The 18,694-nt window shown below is 71.0% G+C and carries 13 protein-coding genes; 5 read left to right on the forward strand and 8 right to left on the reverse strand.

All coding sequences use genetic code 11. The features are described 5' to 3' along the window. Positions 1–312: 312 nt before the first annotated feature. From ligD to PG878_RS00870, 3 genes are all read right to left on the reverse strand, one after another. Complete coding sequence (gene ligD, locus PG878_RS00860) at positions 313–2,952, reverse strand: DNA ligase D (RefSeq protein ID WP_209030358.1); 2,640 nt, start codon at positions 2,950–2,952, stop codon at positions 313–315. Positions 2,953–2,971: 19 nt separating this feature from the next. Continuing rightward, complete coding sequence (locus tag PG878_RS00865) at positions 2,972–3,148, reverse strand: DUF3606 domain-containing protein (RefSeq protein WP_209030360.1); 177 nt, start codon at positions 3,146–3,148, stop codon at positions 2,972–2,974. A 189-nt stretch (positions 3,149–3,337) separates the two neighbouring features. Continuing rightward, complete coding sequence (locus PG878_RS00870) at positions 3,338–5,728, reverse strand: TonB-dependent receptor (RefSeq protein WP_244672534.1); 2,391 nt, start codon at positions 5,726–5,728, stop codon at positions 3,338–3,340. 615 nt (positions 5,729–6,343) lie between these two features. On the opposite strand from PG878_RS00870, the gene PG878_RS00875 reads away from it, so the two are divergent. Both PG878_RS00875 and PG878_RS20795 read left to right on the forward strand, forming a co-directional pair. Beyond that, positions 6,344–6,730 carry a BlaI/MecI/CopY family transcriptional regulator gene (locus PG878_RS00875; RefSeq protein ID WP_209030361.1) on the forward strand — a complete coding sequence of 129 codons (387 nt, stop codon included), beginning with the start codon at positions 6,344–6,346 and terminating at the stop codon, positions 6,728–6,730. A gap of 3 nt (positions 6,731–6,733) precedes the next feature. Then, a complete protein-coding gene (locus PG878_RS20795; protein WP_209030362.1) occupies positions 6,734–8,857 on the forward strand; it encodes a M56 family metallopeptidase in 2,124 nt (707 codons plus the stop codon). Positions 8,858–8,878: 21 nt separating this feature from the next. On the opposite strand, the gene PG878_RS00885 is transcribed toward PG878_RS20795, so the two are convergent. Together PG878_RS00885 and PG878_RS00890 are read right to left on the reverse strand one after the other, a co-directional pair. Next, a complete protein-coding gene (locus PG878_RS00885) occupies positions 8,879–9,988 on the reverse strand; it encodes a ribonuclease H-like domain-containing protein (RefSeq protein WP_244672535.1) in 1,110 nt (369 codons plus the stop codon). Then, on the reverse strand, positions 9,985–12,498 hold the full coding sequence (locus tag PG878_RS00890) for a DEAD/DEAH box helicase (RefSeq protein ID WP_209030363.1): 2,514 nt from the start codon (positions 12,496–12,498) through the stop codon (positions 9,985–9,987). Before PG878_RS00890 ends, PG878_RS00885 begins: the two co-directional genes overlap by 4 nt. A gap of 234 nt (positions 12,499–12,732) precedes the next feature. Here PG878_RS00890 and trhA point away from each other — a divergent pair, with 234 nt between their 5' ends. Then, positions 12,733–13,395 carry a PAQR family membrane homeostasis protein TrhA gene (gene trhA, locus PG878_RS00895; protein ID WP_209030592.1) on the forward strand — a complete coding sequence of 221 codons (663 nt, stop codon included), beginning with the start codon at positions 12,733–12,735 and terminating at the stop codon, positions 13,393–13,395. 64 nt (positions 13,396–13,459) lie between these two features. Then, positions 13,460–13,975 carry a hypothetical protein gene (locus PG878_RS00900; protein WP_209030364.1) on the forward strand — a complete coding sequence of 172 codons (516 nt, stop codon included), beginning with the start codon at positions 13,460–13,462 and terminating at the stop codon, positions 13,973–13,975. A 207-nt stretch (positions 13,976–14,182) separates the two neighbouring features. Here the strand turns inward: PG878_RS00900 and PG878_RS00905 are convergent, their stop codons facing one another. The 3 genes from PG878_RS00905 to PG878_RS00915 form a co-directional block, all read right to left on the reverse strand. Then, on the reverse strand, positions 14,183–14,761 hold the full coding sequence (locus PG878_RS00905) for an XAC2610-related protein (protein ID WP_209030365.1): 579 nt from the start codon (positions 14,759–14,761) through the stop codon (positions 14,183–14,185). Between the two features lie 326 nt (positions 14,762–15,087). Further along, positions 15,088–15,645, reverse strand: a complete 558-nt coding sequence (locus PG878_RS00910; protein WP_209030366.1) for a lysozyme inhibitor LprI family protein — start codon at positions 15,643–15,645, stop codon at positions 15,088–15,090. Between the two features lie 97 nt (positions 15,646–15,742). Next, a complete protein-coding gene (locus PG878_RS00915; RefSeq protein ID WP_209030367.1) occupies positions 15,743–17,566 on the reverse strand; it encodes a family 43 glycosylhydrolase in 1,824 nt (607 codons plus the stop codon). Between the two features lie 153 nt (positions 17,567–17,719). On the opposite strand from PG878_RS00915, the gene PG878_RS00920 reads away from it, so the two are divergent. Then, positions 17,720–18,625, forward strand: a complete 906-nt coding sequence (locus tag PG878_RS00920; RefSeq protein WP_209030368.1) for a DUF4424 family protein — start codon at positions 17,720–17,722, stop codon at positions 18,623–18,625. The last annotated feature ends 69 nt before the right edge of the window (positions 18,626–18,694 follow it).

Below are 18,694 nucleotides of genomic sequence, written 5' to 3' on the forward strand. Positions count from 1 at the left end.
CCGACCCTCACCCCAACCCCTCTCCCGCAGGGAGAGGGGCTTTTGATTCCCTTCTCCCGCCGGGAGAAGGTGCCCCGCAGGGGCGGATGAGGGTGCGGGTTGCTCGTGTTCGATCACAGCGAGTCGCTTCGCGCCGGACCCTCACCCCAACCCCTCTCCCGGGGGGAGAGGGGCTTTTGACTCCCTTCTCCCTCGGGAGAAGGTGCCCCGCAGGGGCGGATGAGGGTACGGTCGCTCGTGTTCGATCACAGCGAGTCGCTTCGCGCCGGACCCTCACCCCAACCCCTCTCCCGGGGGGAGAGGGGCTTTTGCTCACTCCGCTTCGGCCCAGCGCGCCAGGTTCTGCTTCAGCGCATCGATACCGGCCCACGGATCCTTGCGTCGTCGCTTCAGCTTGGCCGGCACGTCGCGCAGCGTGAAGGCATCGGCACGGTGCAGCTTGGGCAGGTCGCTCCAGGCCAGCGGCATCGCCACCGGCGCACCTGCGCGGGCGCGCAGCGAGTACGAGGCCACGGCGGTGGCGCCGCGGCCGTTGCGCAAATAGTCGACGAAGATGCGCTGGTTGCGCAGGCGTTTGCTGGCGGTGGCGAGGAAGCGCTCGGGTTGCGACTGCGCCAATGCGTCGGCGAAGCCGTGGGCGAAGCGCTTGGTCAGGTCCCAGTCGCAGCCCGGGGCCAGCGGCACCACCACGTGCAGACCCTTGCCGCCGGACACGCGCAGGAACGACTCCAGCTCCAGTTGCGAGAGCAGCTTGCGGATGTCGGTGGCGGCGCGCTTGACCTCGGCGAAGGGCACGTCCGGGCCAGGGTCCAGGTCGAACACCACGCGGTCGGCGCGCTCCGGGGACGCGGCATGCGCGCCCCAGGGGTGGAATTCCAGCGCATTGAACTGCACCAGCTCCAGCAGCCCGGCCGCATCTTCGACCACCAGGTACTCGGCCTGGGTGCCGCTTTCTTCCTTCAACCGCACCGACGACACCAGTTCCAGCCCGGCGGTGTGGTGCTTCTGGAAGAAGCATGCGCGCTCGGCGCCGGCCGGGCAGCGGATGATCGACAGCGGGCGGCCGGCAATCTCCGGCAGCAGCTGGTCCATCACCGCGCTGTAGTAGTCCCAGACCTCGCGCTTGGTCGCGCCGATGTCGGGGAAGACCACGCGGCCCGGGCTGGACAGCGTCGGCGGCGTGCGCGCGCTGCCCGCGCTCGCGACGTCGCGTTTGCCGCTTCCGGCCTTCGCCACTTTCCTAGCCTTCGCCGTTTTGGTCGCTTTAGTGGCTTTGGCCGTCTTGTCTGTTTTAGCTGTTTTGGCTTTCCTGGCGGCCGGCGTCGCCCGCGCCGCCGCCGCGCGCGGTGCCGGCACGTCGCCATCGCCCAGGCCGGCGATGTCCTTGTCCGGGCGTACCGCCTTCAGCGAGGCCTGGCGCAGCAACTGCTGGCCGCCAATGCCGCGGTAGAACACCTCCACCACGAAGCGCGGCGCGAACCAACGGGCGCTGCGCAGGTCGGTCTCGGTGGTGGGCACGTGCACGCTGGGCGTGGCGCTGCCGGCCTTGCCGATCAATGCGGTCAGCTCGCGCAGCAGGGCGTCGGAGAAGCCGGAGCCGACCCGTCCGACGTACAGCCAGCCGTGCTCGGCATCCGGCCGCGCCAGCAACAGCGAACCGAAGCCGCTGCGGCTGCCCTTGGGCGCGGTGTAGCCCACCACCGCGAACTCGTCCGAGCGCAACTGCTTGGTCTTGCGCCAGTCGTCGCTGCGGCCGCCGTGGTAGCCGCGGTCGGCACGCTTGGAGACGATGCCCTCGAAGTGCTGCGCGCCGGCGAGCTGGAACGCGGCATCGCCATCGCCGTCGATGTGCGAGCTGAAGGCCAGGTGCGCGTCGGCGCCCTGCAGCAGCCGTTGCAGCAGCGACTTGCGCTCGGACAGCGGTGCGGCGGCGATGTCGACGCCGTCCAGGTGCAGCAGGTCGAACAGGGCCAGCGCCAACTTGCCCTGGCGCTCGCCGGACAGCACCGCCTGCAGCAGGTTGAAGTCCTCCTTGGTCCCCTTGCCGGCGATCAGTTCGCCATCCAGCGCTGCCGAGCGCAGGCCCAGCGCGGCGATGGCATCGCGGATCTCGGGAATCTTGTCGGTCCACTCGATCGCGTTGCGCGACCACAGCCGCACCACACCTTCGGCGACGGTGGCCAGGATCCGGTAGCCGTCCCACTTGATCTCGTGGATCCAGTGCGCGCCCTGCGGCGGCGCGTCGCCCAGCCGGGCCAGTTGTGCCGTGAACGGCCCGTCCGGCGCCGCGGCCGGCACCGCGCCCGGCAGCGCCTGGGCGAGCTTGGTCCAGTTCGTGCGGCGGCCCTTGCGCACCGGCGCGGCGACGACCGCGACCTTGCGTTTGTTCGGTTTGCCGGCGCCGGCGCGCTTGACGTCCTGCGCCGGCGCCGCGGTGACGCCGGCCAGCAGATCGTCGGCCTCCAGGTCGCTGGCGAAGGCGTCGTCGTCCTTGAACAGCAGCCACTGCGGTTGCCGCGCCGGCTTGCCCGAGCGCACCAGGTGCCAGCCGCCCTTGAGCCGTTCGCCGAACAGTTCGAAGCGCAGATGGCCCTTGGCCAGTTGCGCCTCCGGATCGTCCGCGCTGCTCCACACGCCGTGATCGAACTGGGCGACGTGGCCGCCGCCATACTCGCCCTGCGGGATCTCGCCCTCGAACGTGGCGTAGTCCAGCGGATGGTCTTCCACTTCCACCGCCATGCGCTTGACCTTGGGGTCGTAGCTCGGCCCCTTCGGCACCGCCCAGCTCTTCAGCGCATCGCCGACCTGCAGGCGGAAATCGTAGTGGCGGCGGCTGGCGTGGTGCAGTTGCACGACGAAGATCGGCCGCTGCCCCGCCGGCACCGGCTTGCCCGGCTCCGGCTCGCGGGTCTTGTCGAAGCGGCGCTTGCGGCGGTAGTCGGCAAGGCTCATGGCGCGGGTCCGGCCCGCGTCACTTGCGCAGGTGCGCGCGGACCGCCGCGGCACTGCTGCCCACGGCCTGCACCGCGGCGCGCAATTCGTCGGCGGTCACGCCCAGCGCCTGCGTCCAGTAGCGCACTTCGTAGTCTTCGTGGAGGTTGATGCGGTCGCGATCGGGCGAACCGGTGTTGCGGGTGTCGTCGCTCATGCCGATGTCCTGCTGTCCAGAAGCCGCTGCGGTCGTGGGGCGCCACGTGTGGCGGCGAGGCCGACGGACGCGGCATGCGTCGGCGGACCGGTTCGGAAACTTCTAGTCGCGGCGGCGTGGCATCGCCGTGAACGCCGTGTCTGCCCCATGCATGCGCACCCGCCGGGGCGGGGCGCGCATGCCGCCCGCTCAGAACGCCAGCGAGGTGCTGAACACCAGTTGCCGCGGCGCGCTGCGCTGCAGCGTCTGGTAGTCGCCGGCAAAGGCCGAGCCGGCGATGTTGGCGGTACCGATGGTGTGGCGGTCGAGCAGGTTGCTCACGTCCAGACGCAGTTCCAGGCCCGGCAGCCGGCTGTCCGCGCCCAGCGTGTAGGCCGTGTACGCGTTGACCTGCCAGAACGCCGGCACGCACAGGTCGTTCTCGTAGGTGAAGGGCTGATGCAGGTATTCGGTGCTGGTGGCGCCGAGCCGCCAGTGGCGCACATGCGCCGACAGGTCGCTGACCAGCGACAGTTGCGGATAGCCTGGCTGTGCCTTGCCCTGGATCGGATAGACGTCGCCGTCGACGACGACGTCGTGATCGTAGACCGAGCGCGCCAGCGCCACGCCCTGGTAGAACTGCACATGCGGGGTCAGGTCGATGGTCACGCCCAGGTCGGCGCCTACCGCGTGCATCCTCGGCATCACCTGCACGGTGTTGACCTGCGCGAATTGGGTGCCGACCGCGGCCGACAGCAGGCGGTTGCGGATGTCGCCGTAGAACACGTCGGCGGTGACGGTGGCGCGGTCGAAGCGATGGGTGCCGCCGACGGTGAGGTTCCAGTCCTGTTCCGGGCGCAGATTGCGGGTGAGGCGGTCGAAGGCTTCCTGGTCGGGCACGGTCCAGGCCGAGGCGGTGTAGCCGATGTTGCCGCGCTGGGCGACGCGGAAACCGTTCATCGCGCTGCCCAGGTCGAGGAAGCCATCGGTCTGCGCGGTCGGGCTCCAGAACAGCGACAGATGCGGCAGGAACGCGCTCCTGGCGCGCAGCGTGCCGGCCGCCGGCCTGTCCGGCGCATCGCCGACACCGCCGCCGCTGGTGCGGAAATCCACCGCCTTGGCGCCCAGGCCCAGTAACAGCGTGTCGCTCAGTGCGATGTCGTCGTGCACGTAGGCCTGGCGTGCGCGGGTCGTCCACTGCGAGACGTTGTCGGTTTTGAACGCCGGGCCGTGCACGTCCCACGGCCCGGTGGTGCGCAGCGGCCGACCCTGCCCCAGCAGCGGTTCGGTGTACCAGAAGGTCGCCGCGTCGGCGCTGCCGTGCTCCTGCCAGACGCCGGCGCTGAGGGTGTGCCGGCCGTACACATAGGTCAGGCTGAGCAGGCCGCCGCTGCGCTGCAGGTGCGGCGCCTGTACCTGCTCGGAGAACGGCGCACCGTCGGGCGAGGGCGTGGTCGGGTCGCTCAGCGTGGCATGGGTGCGGCTGCGCGCGCTGTAGACCTGCACCCGTCCGCTGAGCGCGTCGGAGATGCGGAAATCGTGCGCGAGCGAGGCGATGCGGTCGTCGGTGACCTGGCCGGTGTCGTACGGCAGCAGCCCGGCCAGCGCGCCGCAGCGGTAGGCGCCGCAGGAGGCGGCGGCGTTCTGCGGCAGGGCGACCGCATAGGCCTTGGCGTAGTCGGGATAGAAGCTGTCGGCGCGCCAGCCCAGCTTGCCGAGCATGTCGAAGGACAGATTGTTGTAGCCCCACATCGCCGCGTGGCTGGCGGACAGGAACACGGTGAACGTGCCCCAGGCCACGTCCTGCGTCGCCTTCAGGTCGCCGCGCAGGAAGCGCTGGGTGCCGCCGCCCTGGTATTTGTCCGCGCCCAGCCGTTGCAGGTCCACCTGCAGCTTCGGGCCGTCGGCGCCGAGCTGTCCGCTCTGCGCGGACACCGTAGTGACCTGGGTCGCGTCGCTGCCCACGCCCTGCTTGAGGCGCAGGCCGGGCGTGTCCTTCGGTTCGCCTAGCCGATACTCCAGCGCGCCGCCGTTGGCACTGCTGGAGAACACGCTCACTGGCGCCACGCCGGGGCTGACCGTGATGGTGCGGATGGCGTCCGGCACACCGACGTTGACCACGCTGGTGCCGGTCAACGACAGGAAGCCGCTGTCGTTCAATGGCACGCCTTCGAAGGTGATGCCCATTTCGTTCATGCGGAAGCCGCGCACGAACAGGCTGATGGCGGAGACGTCCAGGCCCAGGCCATCGGTGGCGGTGTAGCTGGCGCCGGGCACGGTATTCAGCCGCGCCAGGCCATTGCTGCCGGCGATGTCGGCGTCCATGTCGCCGGCATTGATGACGTAGCGGTTCGGGCCGACCACCTGGGTCGGCGCCACCGCCGCCGCATGCGGCGAGGCCACCACGTCCAGCGCGGACAGCGTGGTCGGCGTGGTGTCGGCGTTGCTGCTGGCAGTCGCCTCCGCGGCGTGTGCCGTGGAGGCGGCGAGGCAGGCGACCAGCGCCGCAGACAACAACGACGGTGCGCACGCGTGCCTGAGGCGATGCGGTGCAGGGATCGGCAGGGTGGCGGCGCGGAGACGGGAGGAGGTCGCGTGCATGGTCGGATCCAGCGTGGAGTGGGAAGCGGTGGCGCACGCGCGCACCCAGCGCAGGGCGGCGGCCTCGCGGCGGCGTCCGGCTGGCTGTGCGTTTGCGATGGAAGAGCGCCGGCGGTGCGGCGTGGACCCGGGAAGGTGGCGCGCGGCAGATGCGGCGGCCCGCTCCGGATCGATGGAGACGAACGGCGCAGCTGCGACAGCGCGCTTCCCGCGGTGAATACGGCGGCGTGAAGCGATGCGGAAATTCTTGCATCGCATGTGCGCTTGCACCATTGCGCATTGGTACAGCGCTGCCTGCTGCGCGTATGTGGTGCGATACCTGGGTATAGAGCGCTGGTGCCGCTGCGCGAACGATGATGGATCAGCGCTGACTTCTACGGCGAGTGCATGCACGGTGGCGGGGGCCGACCTCATGTTGCACGCGTGCGCGAGACCTGGGGGCCGGATGCTCAGGACCGATGCGGCTTCCACCGGCAGGCGCCGGGTGCGACTGGCCTCGCGGACGGGCGCCATCGCCAGGCTTGCACACGCCTGCCGCCCATGACCTGCGACCTATTGACGACAGTTGTCGTCATGGGTAGCTTTGCCGACACGTGTAGTCATCGGAGTGGGCGGATGCACCGCAAATCGATCGGGGACCAGGAACTGGCCCTGCTGCAGTACGTCGCCGAACAGGGCGATGCCAGCGTCGGCGAGGTCGCCGCCGGGTTCGGCGAGGCGCGCGGGCTGGCGCGCTCGACGGTACTGACCATGATGGAACGCCTGCGCGCCAAGTCCTATCTGCGCCGTCGCCAGGTCCAGGGCGTGTACCGCTACGCCGCCACCAGCGGCCAGGACGACGTGGTGCGCAGCGCGGTCGGCAGCTTCGTCGAGAAGACCTTGCAGGGTTCGGTGTCGCCGTTCGTGGCGTGGATGTCGCAGCGCGCCGAGGTCAGCGACGCGGAACTGGCCGAACTGGAGGCCCTGGTGGCCAAACTGCAATCGCAACGTCGGGAGGACTGAGCCATGCACAGCCTGTTGGGGACGGACGTGTTCGAGAGCCTGCTGTCGCGGCTGCTGGCGACCAGTGTGCAGACGCTGGTGCTGGTGGCGCTGATCTGGGCGTTGTGCCGTTGGCTGCCGACCCTGCCGGCGGCGACGCGTTGCCGGTTGTGGTGGCTGGTCGCCGCGCAGAGCGTGCTCGGCCTGCTGTGGGCCGGCGCGGTGCAGTTGCCGGTACTGCCGGCAGCGCCGGCGCAGATGGCGACGGCACCGGCGGTCGTCGCCACGATGCCGGCGACGCCGGCACGCGCGGCAACGCCGTCCGTACAGGCCGCATCCGCGGCGCCCGCGCAGATCAACGTCAACGCGACTGCGGCCACCGCTGTCGCGCCGATCGCCGCGCCGTCGTCCACGCCGTCTTCGGCGGCCTGGCCCTGGGCGCAGGCGCTGGCTGCGCTTTGGCTGGCCGGCGTGCTGGTCTGCGCCACGCACAGCGTCCTGGCCTACCGTCGCAGCCGCCAGCGTGCGCGCGAGGCGGCGCCGTGCACCGACACCGCATTGCTCGGCGCGCTGCGCCTGGCCGCCGAGGCGCACGGCCTGCGCCAGCCGCCGCAACTGCGGCTGTGCGCGCACATCGATTCGCCGCAACTGATCGGGCCGTGGCGGCCGGTGCTGCTGCTGCCGGCGCGGCGCATGGCCAGCCTGCGCGCCGACGACCTGGACATGGCGCTGACCCACGAACTGGTGCACCTGCAGCGCCGCGACCTGTGGTGGGGGCTGCTGCCGGCCGTGGCGCGGCACCTGTTCTTCTTCCATCCGCTGGTGCATCTGGCCAACCGCGAGTACGCCCTGGCCCGCGAAGCGGCCTGCGATGCGGCCGTGGTCGCCGGCCACCGCCATTGCCGTCACGACTACGCGCGGCTGCTGGTGCAGCTGGGCGTGGCGCCGCGGCCCAGCGCCGGCGTGGCCAGCGCCTCGCCGACCTTCCTGAGCCTGAAACGGAGATTGCTGATGCTGCAGACCACGTCCGCTTTTCCGCGCCTGGGCGCGGCCCTGATCCTGACCGCGGTGACCGTGTTCGGCGTGATGCCGCTGCGCCTGGTGGCTCAGCCCGGCCATGCGGCCCCGAGCGCCGCGCAGACCCGGCCGGCGCGCGCGCCGGCGCCCGACGTGGCGACCGACGTGGATGTCGGTACCGAAGCCGCGGCCGATGCGGCTGCCGCGGCCGCCGAGGCGGCGCAGACCGCCGCCGACGCCGCCGGCGATGCCGCCGCGCAGGCGGCCGACGTCGCCGATGCCGCGCGGGAACGTGGACACGAGGCGGCGGCTGCTGCGGCCGAAGCAGCCGCCGAAGCCGCTGACGTCACCGATATGGCGGACATGGACGACGCGGCGCTTGCCGCCGACGTGCCCGCCGCGCCGCTGCCGCCGCGTGCGTCCAGGCCGACCAGGGTGGCTGCAGCGACGCCCGCGCAGCCTGCACCGCCGCCGGTCGCCCCGCTGCCGCCGCTCGCGCCGCCGGCACCGGCGGTCCCCGCTGCGCCGCCGGCCATCGGCTCGCGGATCAGCACGCGGTCGGTGCAGAAGATCCGCAACGGTCAACTCGAACAGTCGTATGTCCGGGTCAAGGGCAACCATTCGACGATGAGCGGCAGCAGCGACGAACTCGCCACCATGAAGCGCGAGACCCAGGGCGATGGCCTGTGGTTCCGCCGCGGCGGCAAGCGCTATGTGGTGCACGATCCTGGGCTGCTGGCCCGCTTCGACGCGCTGTTCGAGCCGATCGGCAAGCTGGGCGCGCAGCAGGGCGAACTCGGCAAGCGCCAGGGCGCACTGGGCCGCGAGCAGGGCGAGCTGGGCCGGGAACAGGGCAAGCTGGCGCAGGAGGCCGCGGCGCGGGCGCTGGAGCGCATCGACATGGACGCCGTCGCCGCCAAGGCGCAGGCGAAGGCCCAGGCGGCGGTTGCGCAGCGCCAGGACGCGCTGTCGGCGAAGATGCGTGCGCTCGGCGAACAGCAGGCCGCGCTGGGCCGGCAGCAGGGCGAACTGGGTGCACGCCAGGGCGAATTGAGCGCGCAGGTCGATCGCGAGGTCGACCGCCTGTTCGATGCGGCCATCGCCGCCGGTAGCGCGCAGCGGCTGGAGTGATCCGCCGGCTGCGTGCCGCGCCTACGCCGACGCGGCCGCCGCCAGCGCGCGTTCCTCGGCCTCGGCGGCGACCAGGCGCTGCAGCAGCAGCGCCAGCGTGACCACGTCCTGATGGTTGTGCGCGGCGACGCGGCGCAGGTTGCGCGCGTTGCCGCCGCGCAGGTAGCCCAGCCACGCCGCCGGCGCTTCCGAGCCCGGCAGGTCGTCCTCGCGCACCACCCGCAGCAACTGCCGCTCGATGGTGGCGAGCTTGCAGTTCTCCCAGGTGCCGCGGTAACGGCGGCGGGTGGGATGCAGCAGGTCCACGTGATCCAGCGCCGACAGCGGATCGGCGCAGCGCGCCAGCCGGTAGCGGGTCTTCAGCAGCGGCGCGTCGTAGCAGCGGCCGTTGTAGCTGGACAGCACGGTGCCCGGCCGCAGCCAGGCGCGGAACGCCTCCAGCATCGCCTTCTCCGCGCCCATCGTGGCCATCAGCAACTGGCGGATGCGCAGCCCCGGGCCATCGGCCGGATGCACGGTCCAGTCGGCCGCGCCGATCATGAAGGCGCGGGTGCCGGTGCCGCCGGCCAGGCCGGTGGTCTCGGTGTCGAAGAACAGCAGGTCGGTCGCTTCCACCGCATCCTCGCGGCGGGCGAAGGCCAGCGACAGCGCGCCGGCGGGGATCGGTTGCGGCAGGAACGCCTCGATCAGGTGCAGCCCGGGCGCGATCTCCACCCCGGGCAGGTGCCGGTCCGGTGCGGCGGCCGGCCTGCGTGCGACCGCCGCCGCGCCGGGCGCAACCGCGCGCTCGCGCAGGCCGAGCAGGCGCCGCAGGGCGGATACATCGGTGCCGCTGCGGTCGAACGGGGCGATGGCGATGGGTGGCGCCACGACGGTGTCGGTGCCGCCGCCGCGCGCGGGGACGGGCTGACTGCCTGCTGCCGGTGGCACAGCGGCATGCGACGTGGCGTCGCGCGTCGCTGACGATGCGTTGCTCGACGCCTGCATGGGCGTCGCCGCGGCAGCGCCTGCGCGCGACGCGGGAGCCGCGTCGGCCGTGGTGCGGCTACCGGACGACGCCGGCATGCGCTCCGCGCTGGCGTCGCCGGCCTGCCGGCGCAGCGCGCGCAGGCGCTCCAGGCTGAGGCTCATGCGCTCCACTCCGGCAGCGCGTCGGCATCGGCATCGATGGCGATCGTGGTCGCATCGTGCGCGTCCAGCGCCGCGTCGTCCTCGCCGTCGAGCAACAAGCGCAGCACGCGCAGCGCCAGCGCCCGGGGCGTGGTCGCGCTTTCCTCCTGCGCCGCCAGCACCGGGCCGACGCACGCCGGGCAGCCGGCCACGCAGTCGCAGCCCTGCACCAGTTCGCGCGCGCGCTGCACCAGTTCGGCCTGGCGCCGCCACAGCGGCTCGCTGAGGCCGACGCCGCCGGGGAAGTTGTCGTACAGGTACACGGTGGGCACGAACTGCTGCAGTTCGACGCTGGCCGGCTCGCCGCTGTCGCCGCCGCGCAACTGGCCGCGGCCCTTGGCGTCGGCCACCGCGAACCATGTGCCGTCGCCGTCGCCCACCGCCTGCTGCAGGTCGCGCGCATCGGCCATCACCGCCACCGTGGCCACCACGTGCAGGGCGTAGGCCGCGCCCAGGAAGCCGTCCAGCGCGTCCTGCTTGCTGCCGAACGCCTTGAGCAGGGTGGCCTGCGGCAGCTGCCACCACACCGCGGTGGTGTGCAGTTCCTGGTCGGGCAGGTTGACCGGGCCGTAGCCGATGTTCTCGTGGGTGTAGTAGCGGATCTTCTTGTAGCCGGCCACGCGCCGTACCACGTGCACTTCGCCGTGGTGGGCGTCGCCGCGGCCGGCTGCGCCGCCGTCGAAGCGGTCCAGCACCTTGAGCTTGGTGAAGTCGATGCTGTCGGTGTAGTAGTCCACGTGGGTGCGGGTGACGTAGGCCTTGCGGCCTTCCCAGTCAAGCTTCTCCACCTGGTAGGGCGTGCTCTGCACCATGTGGATGGCGCCTTCGTACAGGGTCAGCGCGGCGGCGGAATAGTCCACCTCGGCGATGATCTGCTGCTTGCCGTCGGTCTTGTCCACCACCACGAAATTGCCGTCGGCCACCGAGCGCAGGCTCACCGCGTTGGCCGGGTAGCTGTCGGCGATCCACTCCCAGCGGTCGCCTTCCTGGTGCACCACCTCGCTCTCGGCCAGCGCCTCCAGGAACACCGCCGGGTCCACCGGGCCGAACGCCTCGCCGGCGACGAAGGTCAGCTCGAACGCGGCGCAGCGGATGTGGTCGAACAGGATCAGCGGCTGGTCCGGGGCGATGCGCGCGTGTTCGGGCGAGGCGTCGGCGAAGAAATCCGGATGCCGCACCACGTACTGGTCCAGCGGCTGCGAACTGGCCACCAGCACGCCCAGCGCCGGCTGCTGGCGGCGCCCGGCGCGGCCGAAGCGCTGCCAGGTGGCGGCGACGCTGCCGGGGTAGCCGTTGAGCACCACCACGTCCAGCGCGCCGATGTCCACGCCCAGCTCCAGTGCCGAGGTGGAGACGATGCCGTCGATGCTGCCGGCGCGCATCGCCCGCTCGGCCTCGCGGCGCTCGCTGGGCAGGTAGCCGCCGCGGTAGGCGCGGATGCGCGGCGGCTTGCGCGGGTCGTGGTCGAAGATGTCCTTCAGGTACTTGGTCAGCACTTCCACCATCAGCCGGGTCTGCGCGAACACCAGGGTCTTGAGCCCGGACTTGATCGCGATGCGCGCGATGCGGTTGCTCTGCGAGCGCGCCGAGGCGCGCAGGCCCAGGTCGGCGTTGACCACCGGCGGATTCCACAGCAGCACGTGCTTGTCGCCGCTGGGCGCGCCGGAGTCGGTGATGGCGTGCACGCGTTGCTCGATCAAGGCCTCGGCGTGCGCGCGCGGGTTGCCGATGGTCGCCGAGCACAGGATGAACTGCGGCGTGACGCCGTAGAACGCGCAGATGCGCTTGAGCCGGCGCAGCACGTTGGCGACGTGGCTGCCGAACACGCCGCGGTAGGTGTGGATCTCGTCGATCACCACGTAGCGCAGGTTCTCGAAGAACTGCGCCCACTTGGTGTGATGCGGCAGGATCGCCTGGTGCAGCATGTCCGGGTTGCTGACCACGATGTCGCCATGCAGGCGGATCGCCTGGCGTGCATCGCCCGGCGTATCGCCGTCGAAGGTGAAGGCCTTCACCCCGAGGTCGCCGGCACGGTTGAGGTCCAGCAGCTCGGCCACCTGGTCCTGCGCCAGCGCCTTGGTCGGGAACAGGTACAGCGCCTTGGCCTGCGCGGTCATCGCGGCGGCCACCACCGGCAGCGTGTAGCACAGCGACTTGCCCGAGGCGGTGGGGGTGACGATGGCCACGTGCTCGCCGCGCTGCGCCGCCTCCCAGGCCTCGGCCTGGTGGCTGTACAGCTGCGCGATGCCGCGTTCGAGTAACGCCGCGGCCAGCGCCGGCGGCACGTCGTCCGGGATCGGCGCATAGCGGCCGGCCTGGCCGGGGATGGTGAAGCTGCCGGTGATGCGGTCGTGGTAACGCCGCTCCAGCCGCGCGCTGAGCAGGGCGCCATCGCGCGAGGGCATCCCGTCGGTGGTGGACAGGGCGCGCTCGGCGTCCTCGGTGCGCGGGGCTAGGGCGTGGGCGGGCATCGGCACGGCTCTCAAAGCGGAACAGGGAAGCGAAATCGCGTCTCAGGGTATGAGACCGGGCGCGCCGAGGCGAGGTAGACACGCTGAGCGGATTCAGGCGGGACCATTGCGTGTGTGTTGACCACTGGGCGCTTTGTCGTCGGCACGATGCTCCGGTCGTATTGCGTGCGTTGTCGTCCTCGACAGGTATCCTGTCGTCCCCCCGGCACCGGCGGCCCCCGTCGCCCACTGTTCCTGTCCGTGTCCGCTTCCCCGCTTCCCCCGCACTACCGCACCGCCGCCGCGCGCCGCGCCGATCTGCTCGTGCATGCCGCCGGCCTGCTGCTGGCCGTGGTCGGCGGCGCCCTGCTGGTCTGGCGCGCCCATGCCAATGACGCGCTGATCGTGGCCACCAGCATCTACGCGCTGGGCCTGCTGACCATGTTCGCCTGCTCGGCGGCGTACAACTTCGCCCCGCCGCAGCGCCAGCCGGTGCTGCGAAAGCTCGACCATGCCGGCATCTTCGTGATGATCGCCGGCTCCTACACGCCGTTCTTCGTGCTGGCGCTGTCCGGCGCCTGGGTCTGGTCGATGACCCTGGCGGTGTGGGGCGTGGCCTTGTTCGGCGTGTTCGCCAAGCTGTTCCTGCCCGGCATCGCCAAGGGCTTCTGGGTGGCGATCTATCTGCTGCTGGGCTGGGCCGGCATGGCCGCGGTCAAGCCGATCGTGGCGGGGCTGGACACGCCGGTGCTGTGGCTGATCGCCGCCGGTGGCGCGATCTACACGGTGGGCGTGGCCTTCTACGTGCGCAAGTCGATGCTCTACAACCGCGCGATCTGGCATGCGCACGTGCTGGGCGGCGCACTGGCGCACTGGTGCGCGATCTGGCTGTGCCTGCGGCCGCTGTCGCCGACGTGAACGGCGGTGGCGACGCGCTAGAGATGGCCGCGCCGCGTCCGTAAGCTCGGGCGCCATGGACAGGATGGACACAGCGGAACCGATCGGCCGGCGCCTGAGGGCATTGCTGGCTGTCGCGTTGCTGGCAGCATGCACGCAGGTGCAGGCGCAACAGGCCGCGCCTGCCGAGCAGGCATCTGCATCGCCGCCGCCTCCGGTCGCCGCATCGGCTGCGCCCGATGCCGCCGCGCAGCCCGACATCCAGACCCTGGGCGAAGTGCGCGCGCTGCCGCCGGACGAGGGCGAGCCGCTGGACCTTTACCGCTTCAAGAATCCGGTGTCGCCGCCGCCCAACCGCTTCGACAAGGACTGGCGTCCGCCGCCCTCGGTGGAACAGGTCAGCCAGAGCGGCGGCTACATCGCGCTGGGCGTCTACTACCTGGCCGGCAAGGCGGCCAAGGGCCTGCACGCGCTGACCGGCGGCCCCGACCAGGTCCAGGCCGCCGTCGCGCGGCCGCCGCCGCAGCTGAGCGAGGCCGAACTGCAACGCGCCATGAAGGTGTGCGCGGAACAGGGCGGGGGTTGCGCGGCGGGGGAGTGAGATGGGCCTGGTGACGTCGCCAGGTCGGCGCGGCGGTGGAATCACGATCTAGGCAGGTGAGCAGCTACCGACGCGTCACCGTTTGATTCGCCGAATTCGACGTTGTGGATCCGTATCAAGGTGTGAGGAAAGGTGAGCGACGCGCCAACCCCGTGTCCTGTCAGCCTGCATCGCAGGGATGGGGGAAGGGGCGCCGCAGTCGGCCGACTACTTGCAGGCGTCGAACGTCTTGTCGGTCAGGCGCGTCGGCGTGGTTCCATGCAATGCCAGTCTCACGATGACGCGCTTGCATCTTTCGTCGCCCGACCAAAAGCGCAGCGTATTGCCGGTGATGCCCGAAAGTGTCAGGCCGCGCGTTGCCTGTTGAAGCTTGTCGCTCTTCACGAACAGTTGGGTGCGCGGGTCAAACAGGTAATAGCTGTAGGCGGGAGCGCCCAGGCGTCCGGAAAAGTCCGTCCACAACAGCAGATCGTCGTTGCCATCGCCATTGATGTCCGACACGATCGCGGTATAGCGCAGATCGTCGCCCGGTTCGTCCTGTTCGGTGAAGGGGCCGCGATGGGCGGCGACATACGCGGGCTGCGCTGTCGTGTTGCTTAGAAAGACCAGCGACGGGATAGGGATGGACTGCTTGCCTGCCGTCCGCTCCACCATGATCGTTGCGGGCGCGCAGCGTAAGAGCAGTCCGCCGGTGTCGCGACATCGTGTGCCTTCGATCTCCAGGCGAAGGTCGCCCAGTTGGAAGACGACCTGTCCCATCGCGTCCGGCGTTCCGCTGGCGTTCAACGTCTGCGTCCGCGACGTCGCCTCATGCGAGGTCGCTTGTGGTGTGTCTGCTGCGTTGGCCGACGTGCGCTGCGGAAGGGCGTCAGCCTGCGCCGTGTGGTGTGGCGAGGCATTCCTCTGCGCAGGTGACGTCACTGCCGCACCCGCGGCCGCTGCAGCACTGTGCACGATGCTGTAGCAAGCGAGGCACAGTGCCACGCGTCGGCAGGAGGCTGCCCATCGAGACGAAGCCACGGGTCCCAACCACGGTCGAGGGCTGCCTGCGATTCCCTTCCAGGTCTTGTGCTCCATGCCACGCATGTTCCGCCTCGTGCACAGCCGCGCCCTCAACGCCCGCCGCGCGAATAGCCTTCCAGTTCGTCGGCGCGGGAGCTGATCCGGCGCAGGGTGGCCTCGGCGCTTTGCAGGGTCGCCTCCTGGCCGCGGGCGCCGAACGTCCGGTCGAGCTGTGCGGCCTGGTCGTTGGACTGCTGCCAGGTGTACTGCGCATCCATCAGGCGGGAGCGGTCCATGCCGCTGAGGCGGTAGCGCAGCTTGTCGTAGGCGCGGTCCAGGCGTTCCTGCTGCACGCGTTGTTCGCGCTGGATGCAGCGGCGGCTCTCGTCCAGGCCCTGGGCCTGCTTGCGGCAGTCGTGGTAGGTGGCGGACAGGCCATCGCTCGGTGCACCGGCTTCGGCGCCGGCCGGCGGCATCTGCTGCAGTTGTTGCTGCATCTGCTGGATCTGCTCGGCCTGCTGCTGCAGCAGGCGCTGCTGTTGCTGCAGTTGCGCGTCGCGCGGGTCCATCTGCTGCGCGGCGGCGTTGCCGCACACGCCAGCGACCACCGCGGCGATCAGCCATGCGCGCAGCCGGCGCTGGCCCTGGGTTCCCTGGTGCTGGTGCATCGTCCTTCTCCTTCGATCGGCAACCGATCCTGCCGCGCGCCGCTTCGCCGGTGCGCGGTCGAGGTGGCGCCAAGCATACGGGAAGGCCGTGATGGCTTCATGGCACGGCGATAGGGGCGCTCAGCGGGGAGACACCGCGTTCGTCGAAGGCTTCGACCGCGAACACGTAGTCCTGGTCGACGTTGAGCGCGCGGAGTTCCAGGTCGGTGCCGCGGTCGGCGAACACCTGGTAGGTGAGGTTGAGGCGGTCGGCGCGCAGGCCCCAGCGCACGTTGTAGCCGACGGCGCCGGGCACCGCCTGCCAGTGCACGCGGGCATTGCGGCGGTCGGCCTCGCGCTGCGCGACGACACCGGTCGGCGCCGGTGGCGGGGCGCCGTCGGCGTTGCCGAACACGCGCAGGTCGCTGATCGCCAGGTAGGCGGCGCCGACGTGGCCGTGCACGTAGCGGATGTAGCGGGTGCGCACCGGTGCGGGCAGTTGCAGGTAGGCATTGGGCCGGTCGCGGCGGTCGGCGCCGTCGCCGACCTCGGCCAGCGGCAGCCAGTGGCGGCCGTCGCGCGAGTGTTGCAGCCGGAACGCGGTGTAGATGTCCGGCGCGTCGCCGTAACGGCCGGCACGGTAGTCGGCGAAGTCGACCTGCACCGCGCGCACGCTGCGTTCCCCGCCCAGGTCCACGGTGAGGGTCTCGCCGGGCGCGTTGCGTGCGGCCACCCAGTAGCTGCGCGGATCCTCGTCGGTGGCGCGGTCGGCGCCGAAGCCGTCCAGCGTGGACGAGGCGGTGGCCGGCTTGCGGTAGGACAGCAGCATCCAGCCGGTGAACAGCGCCTCCGGGTCGGCCACCGGGCCGTCCGGCATCCAGTGCGGGAAATCGCCGAAGCGGGTGGACACGCGCATCTGCCCGTCGGCGGCGAACGCGGCAGGGAACAGCACGATGCGCCGCTCGAAGGTCCAGTTGGCGCCGATCCAGGCGGTGCCGCTGTTCCACCAGTTGCCGTGCGCGTCCTGGAAGGTGGAACCGTGGCCGGCGCCCTGCATGAAGCCGCCGGGCTTGTACGCCACCGGGTTGTACGCGGCGTAGGTGAACGGGCCGAGCGGGTGCTCGCCGACGTACACGCCGTTGGCGTAGGCGTTGTACTCGCTGCCTGGCGCGCCGTACTGCAGGTAGTAGCGGCCGCCGGTCTTGGTCATCCACGCGCCTTCCAGGAAGCTGCCGATCGGGCTGCCGTCCGGGAAGCGGGCGCCGCGGTGGTCGGGGCCGAAGCGCTCCCAGCCGTGCTGCGCCGGATCCAGTGCGAGCAGCGGCGTCGGCACGCCGCGGAAGGCGACGCCCTGCGCGCTGCGATCCATGGCGATGCCGTACAGCGGGTAGCGGTCCGACGAGCCCCAGTAGAGGTACCACTGGCCGTCGTCGTCGATGAACAGGTCCGGATCCCAGGGCCCGGGTGGCACGTCGCTGAGCGGACGGCCCTTCATCTCGGTGCCGATCGGCTGGGCGCGCGGCAGCTTGGGCAGCAGCCGGGTCAGGAAGTCGAGGGTGCCGCTGGCCGGGTCGCGGGTCTGCAGCAGCGGGCGCGGTTCGAAGGCCGACTGCATGATCACCAGGCGATTGCCGTCGGCGACCACCGCCGGCGCGACGATGCTCTCGAACGGCCAGCGGCTGGGCGTGACGAACTGCCAGTCGAGCAGGTTGCTGGAGCGCCAGTAGCCGTCGGCCAGGGTCTGGAACAGGTAGTAGACATCGCCGAAGCGCACGAACACCGGGTCGGCGCCGGTGCGGTAGGAAATGCCTTCGTTCAACTGCTCGAAGTTGTAGCGGTAGTCCAGGTCGATCGGATTGGCGTAACTGCGCGTGCCTGGCGCCTGCGCCGCGGCCAGCCCGGCGGACGCCAGCAGCGCCAGCGTTGCGAATGCTCTGAACATGGCGATGGCCTTCCCCCGTGGCGGCGCCGGCTACCGTAGCAAACGCGGTGGCGGGGCGCGATGCGGCGCGCGATCCGCCGCGGTTACCATGGCGCCCGTTCGCCGGTCCCGCGCTGCGGCTCCGGCGCCTTCTCTCGCCGATCCCCCATTCCCATGCCCGCCAACGTCTCGCCGCGCCGCCTGCTGCCCCTGCTGCTGTCGCCCTTGCTGTTCGCCGCCACCGCCTTCGCCAACGACAGCAGCATCGGCGACGCCAATGGCTCCATCGAACTGATCCGCCAGCCGGACATCCGCATGAGCAAGGAAGACCTGTTCATCAGCGAGGACCGGGTGCAGGTGGACTACGTGTTCACCAACACCAGCACGCGCGAGCTGCTGGTGCCGATCGCCTTTCCGATGCCGCCGATGTATTTCGGCATGGCCGACCACAGCGCGCTCACCGACTTCAAGCTGTGGGTGGACGGCAAGCCGGTGCGCACCGAGCGCAAGCTGGTGGCGAAGCTGGACGGCAGCGACATCTCGCGCGCCTGGGCGGCCAGCGGCTGGACGCCGGACGACCTGGCCGAGTACGTCGAGGGCGGCACCGTCCCGGCCGGCCGCACGCCGCTGCCCGCGCGCTGGTTCGATGCGGATGGGCAGCCGCGCTTCACCCTCAGCGAGTACTTCGTCTGGCAGCAGCGCTTCCCCGCCGGCGGCACGGTGGCGATCCGCCACAGCTACGCGCCCAGCGTCGCCACCGGCGTGCCGATGCCGGCCAGCGACCTGATCGCCGAGTACGCCAAGCCCACCTGCCTGGACGCCGCCACCCAGCAGCGCATGCGCCGCCGCACCGGTGCCAACGGCCTGCAGTGGAGCAACCTGCGCTACGTGCTGCGCACCGGCGCCAACTGGAAGGGCCCGATCCAGGACTTCCACCTGACCCTGAAGAAGCGCGCGCCCGGCGACCTGCTCAGCCTGTGCTTCGACGGCGAGCTGCAACGCACCGATGCGCTCACCTTCGAATTCCGCCAGCGCGACTTCGTGCCCGAGCGCGACCTGGACATCCTGTTCCTGCGCTGACCGACGGCCGGCGACCATCGCGGCCGGCCGCACCGAAGCCGACACCCGGCTGAACGCGGATGCGGCGCG

The organism is Xanthomonas hawaiiensis, assembly GCF_031834635.1.
Classification (GTDB): Bacteria; Pseudomonadota; Gammaproteobacteria; order Xanthomonadales; family Xanthomonadaceae; genus Xanthomonas_A; species Xanthomonas_A sacchari.

Bases quoted from the DNA above. Each gene is read 5' to 3' on its own strand.
- ligD (WP_209030358.1), bottom strand. From the start codon at position 2,952: ATGAGCCTTGCCGACTACCGCCGCAAGCGCCGCTTCGACAAGACCCGC.
- PG878_RS00870 (WP_244672534.1), bottom strand. From the start codon at position 5,728: ATGCACGCGACCTCCTCCCGTCTCCGCGCCGCCACCCTGCCGATCCCT.
- PG878_RS20795 (WP_209030362.1), top strand. From the start codon at position 6,734: ATGCACAGCCTGTTGGGGACGGACGTGTTCGAGAGCCTGCTGTCGCGG.
- PG878_RS00920 (WP_209030368.1), top strand. From the start codon at position 17,720: ATGCCCGCCAACGTCTCGCCGCGCCGCCTGCTGCCCCTGCTGCTGTCG.
- PG878_RS00890 (WP_209030363.1), bottom strand. From the start codon at position 12,498: ATGCCCGCCCACGCCCTAGCCCCGCGCACCGAGGACGCCGAGCGCGCC.
- PG878_RS00875 (WP_209030361.1), top strand. From the start codon at position 6,344: ATGCACCGCAAATCGATCGGGGACCAGGAACTGGCCCTGCTGCAGTAC.
- PG878_RS00885 (WP_244672535.1), bottom strand. From the start codon at position 9,988: ATGAGCCTCAGCCTGGAGCGCCTGCGCGCGCTGCGCCGGCAGGCCGGC.
- PG878_RS00910 (WP_209030366.1), bottom strand. From the start codon at position 15,645: ATGCACCAGCACCAGGGAACCCAGGGCCAGCGCCGGCTGCGCGCATGG.
- PG878_RS00900 (WP_209030364.1), top strand. From the start codon at position 13,460: ATGGACACAGCGGAACCGATCGGCCGGCGCCTGAGGGCATTGCTGGCT.
- PG878_RS00915 (WP_209030367.1), bottom strand. From the start codon at position 17,566: ATGTTCAGAGCATTCGCAACGCTGGCGCTGCTGGCGTCCGCCGGGCTG.
- PG878_RS00865 (WP_209030360.1), bottom strand. From the start codon at position 3,148: ATGAGCGACGACACCCGCAACACCGGTTCGCCCGATCGCGACCGCATC.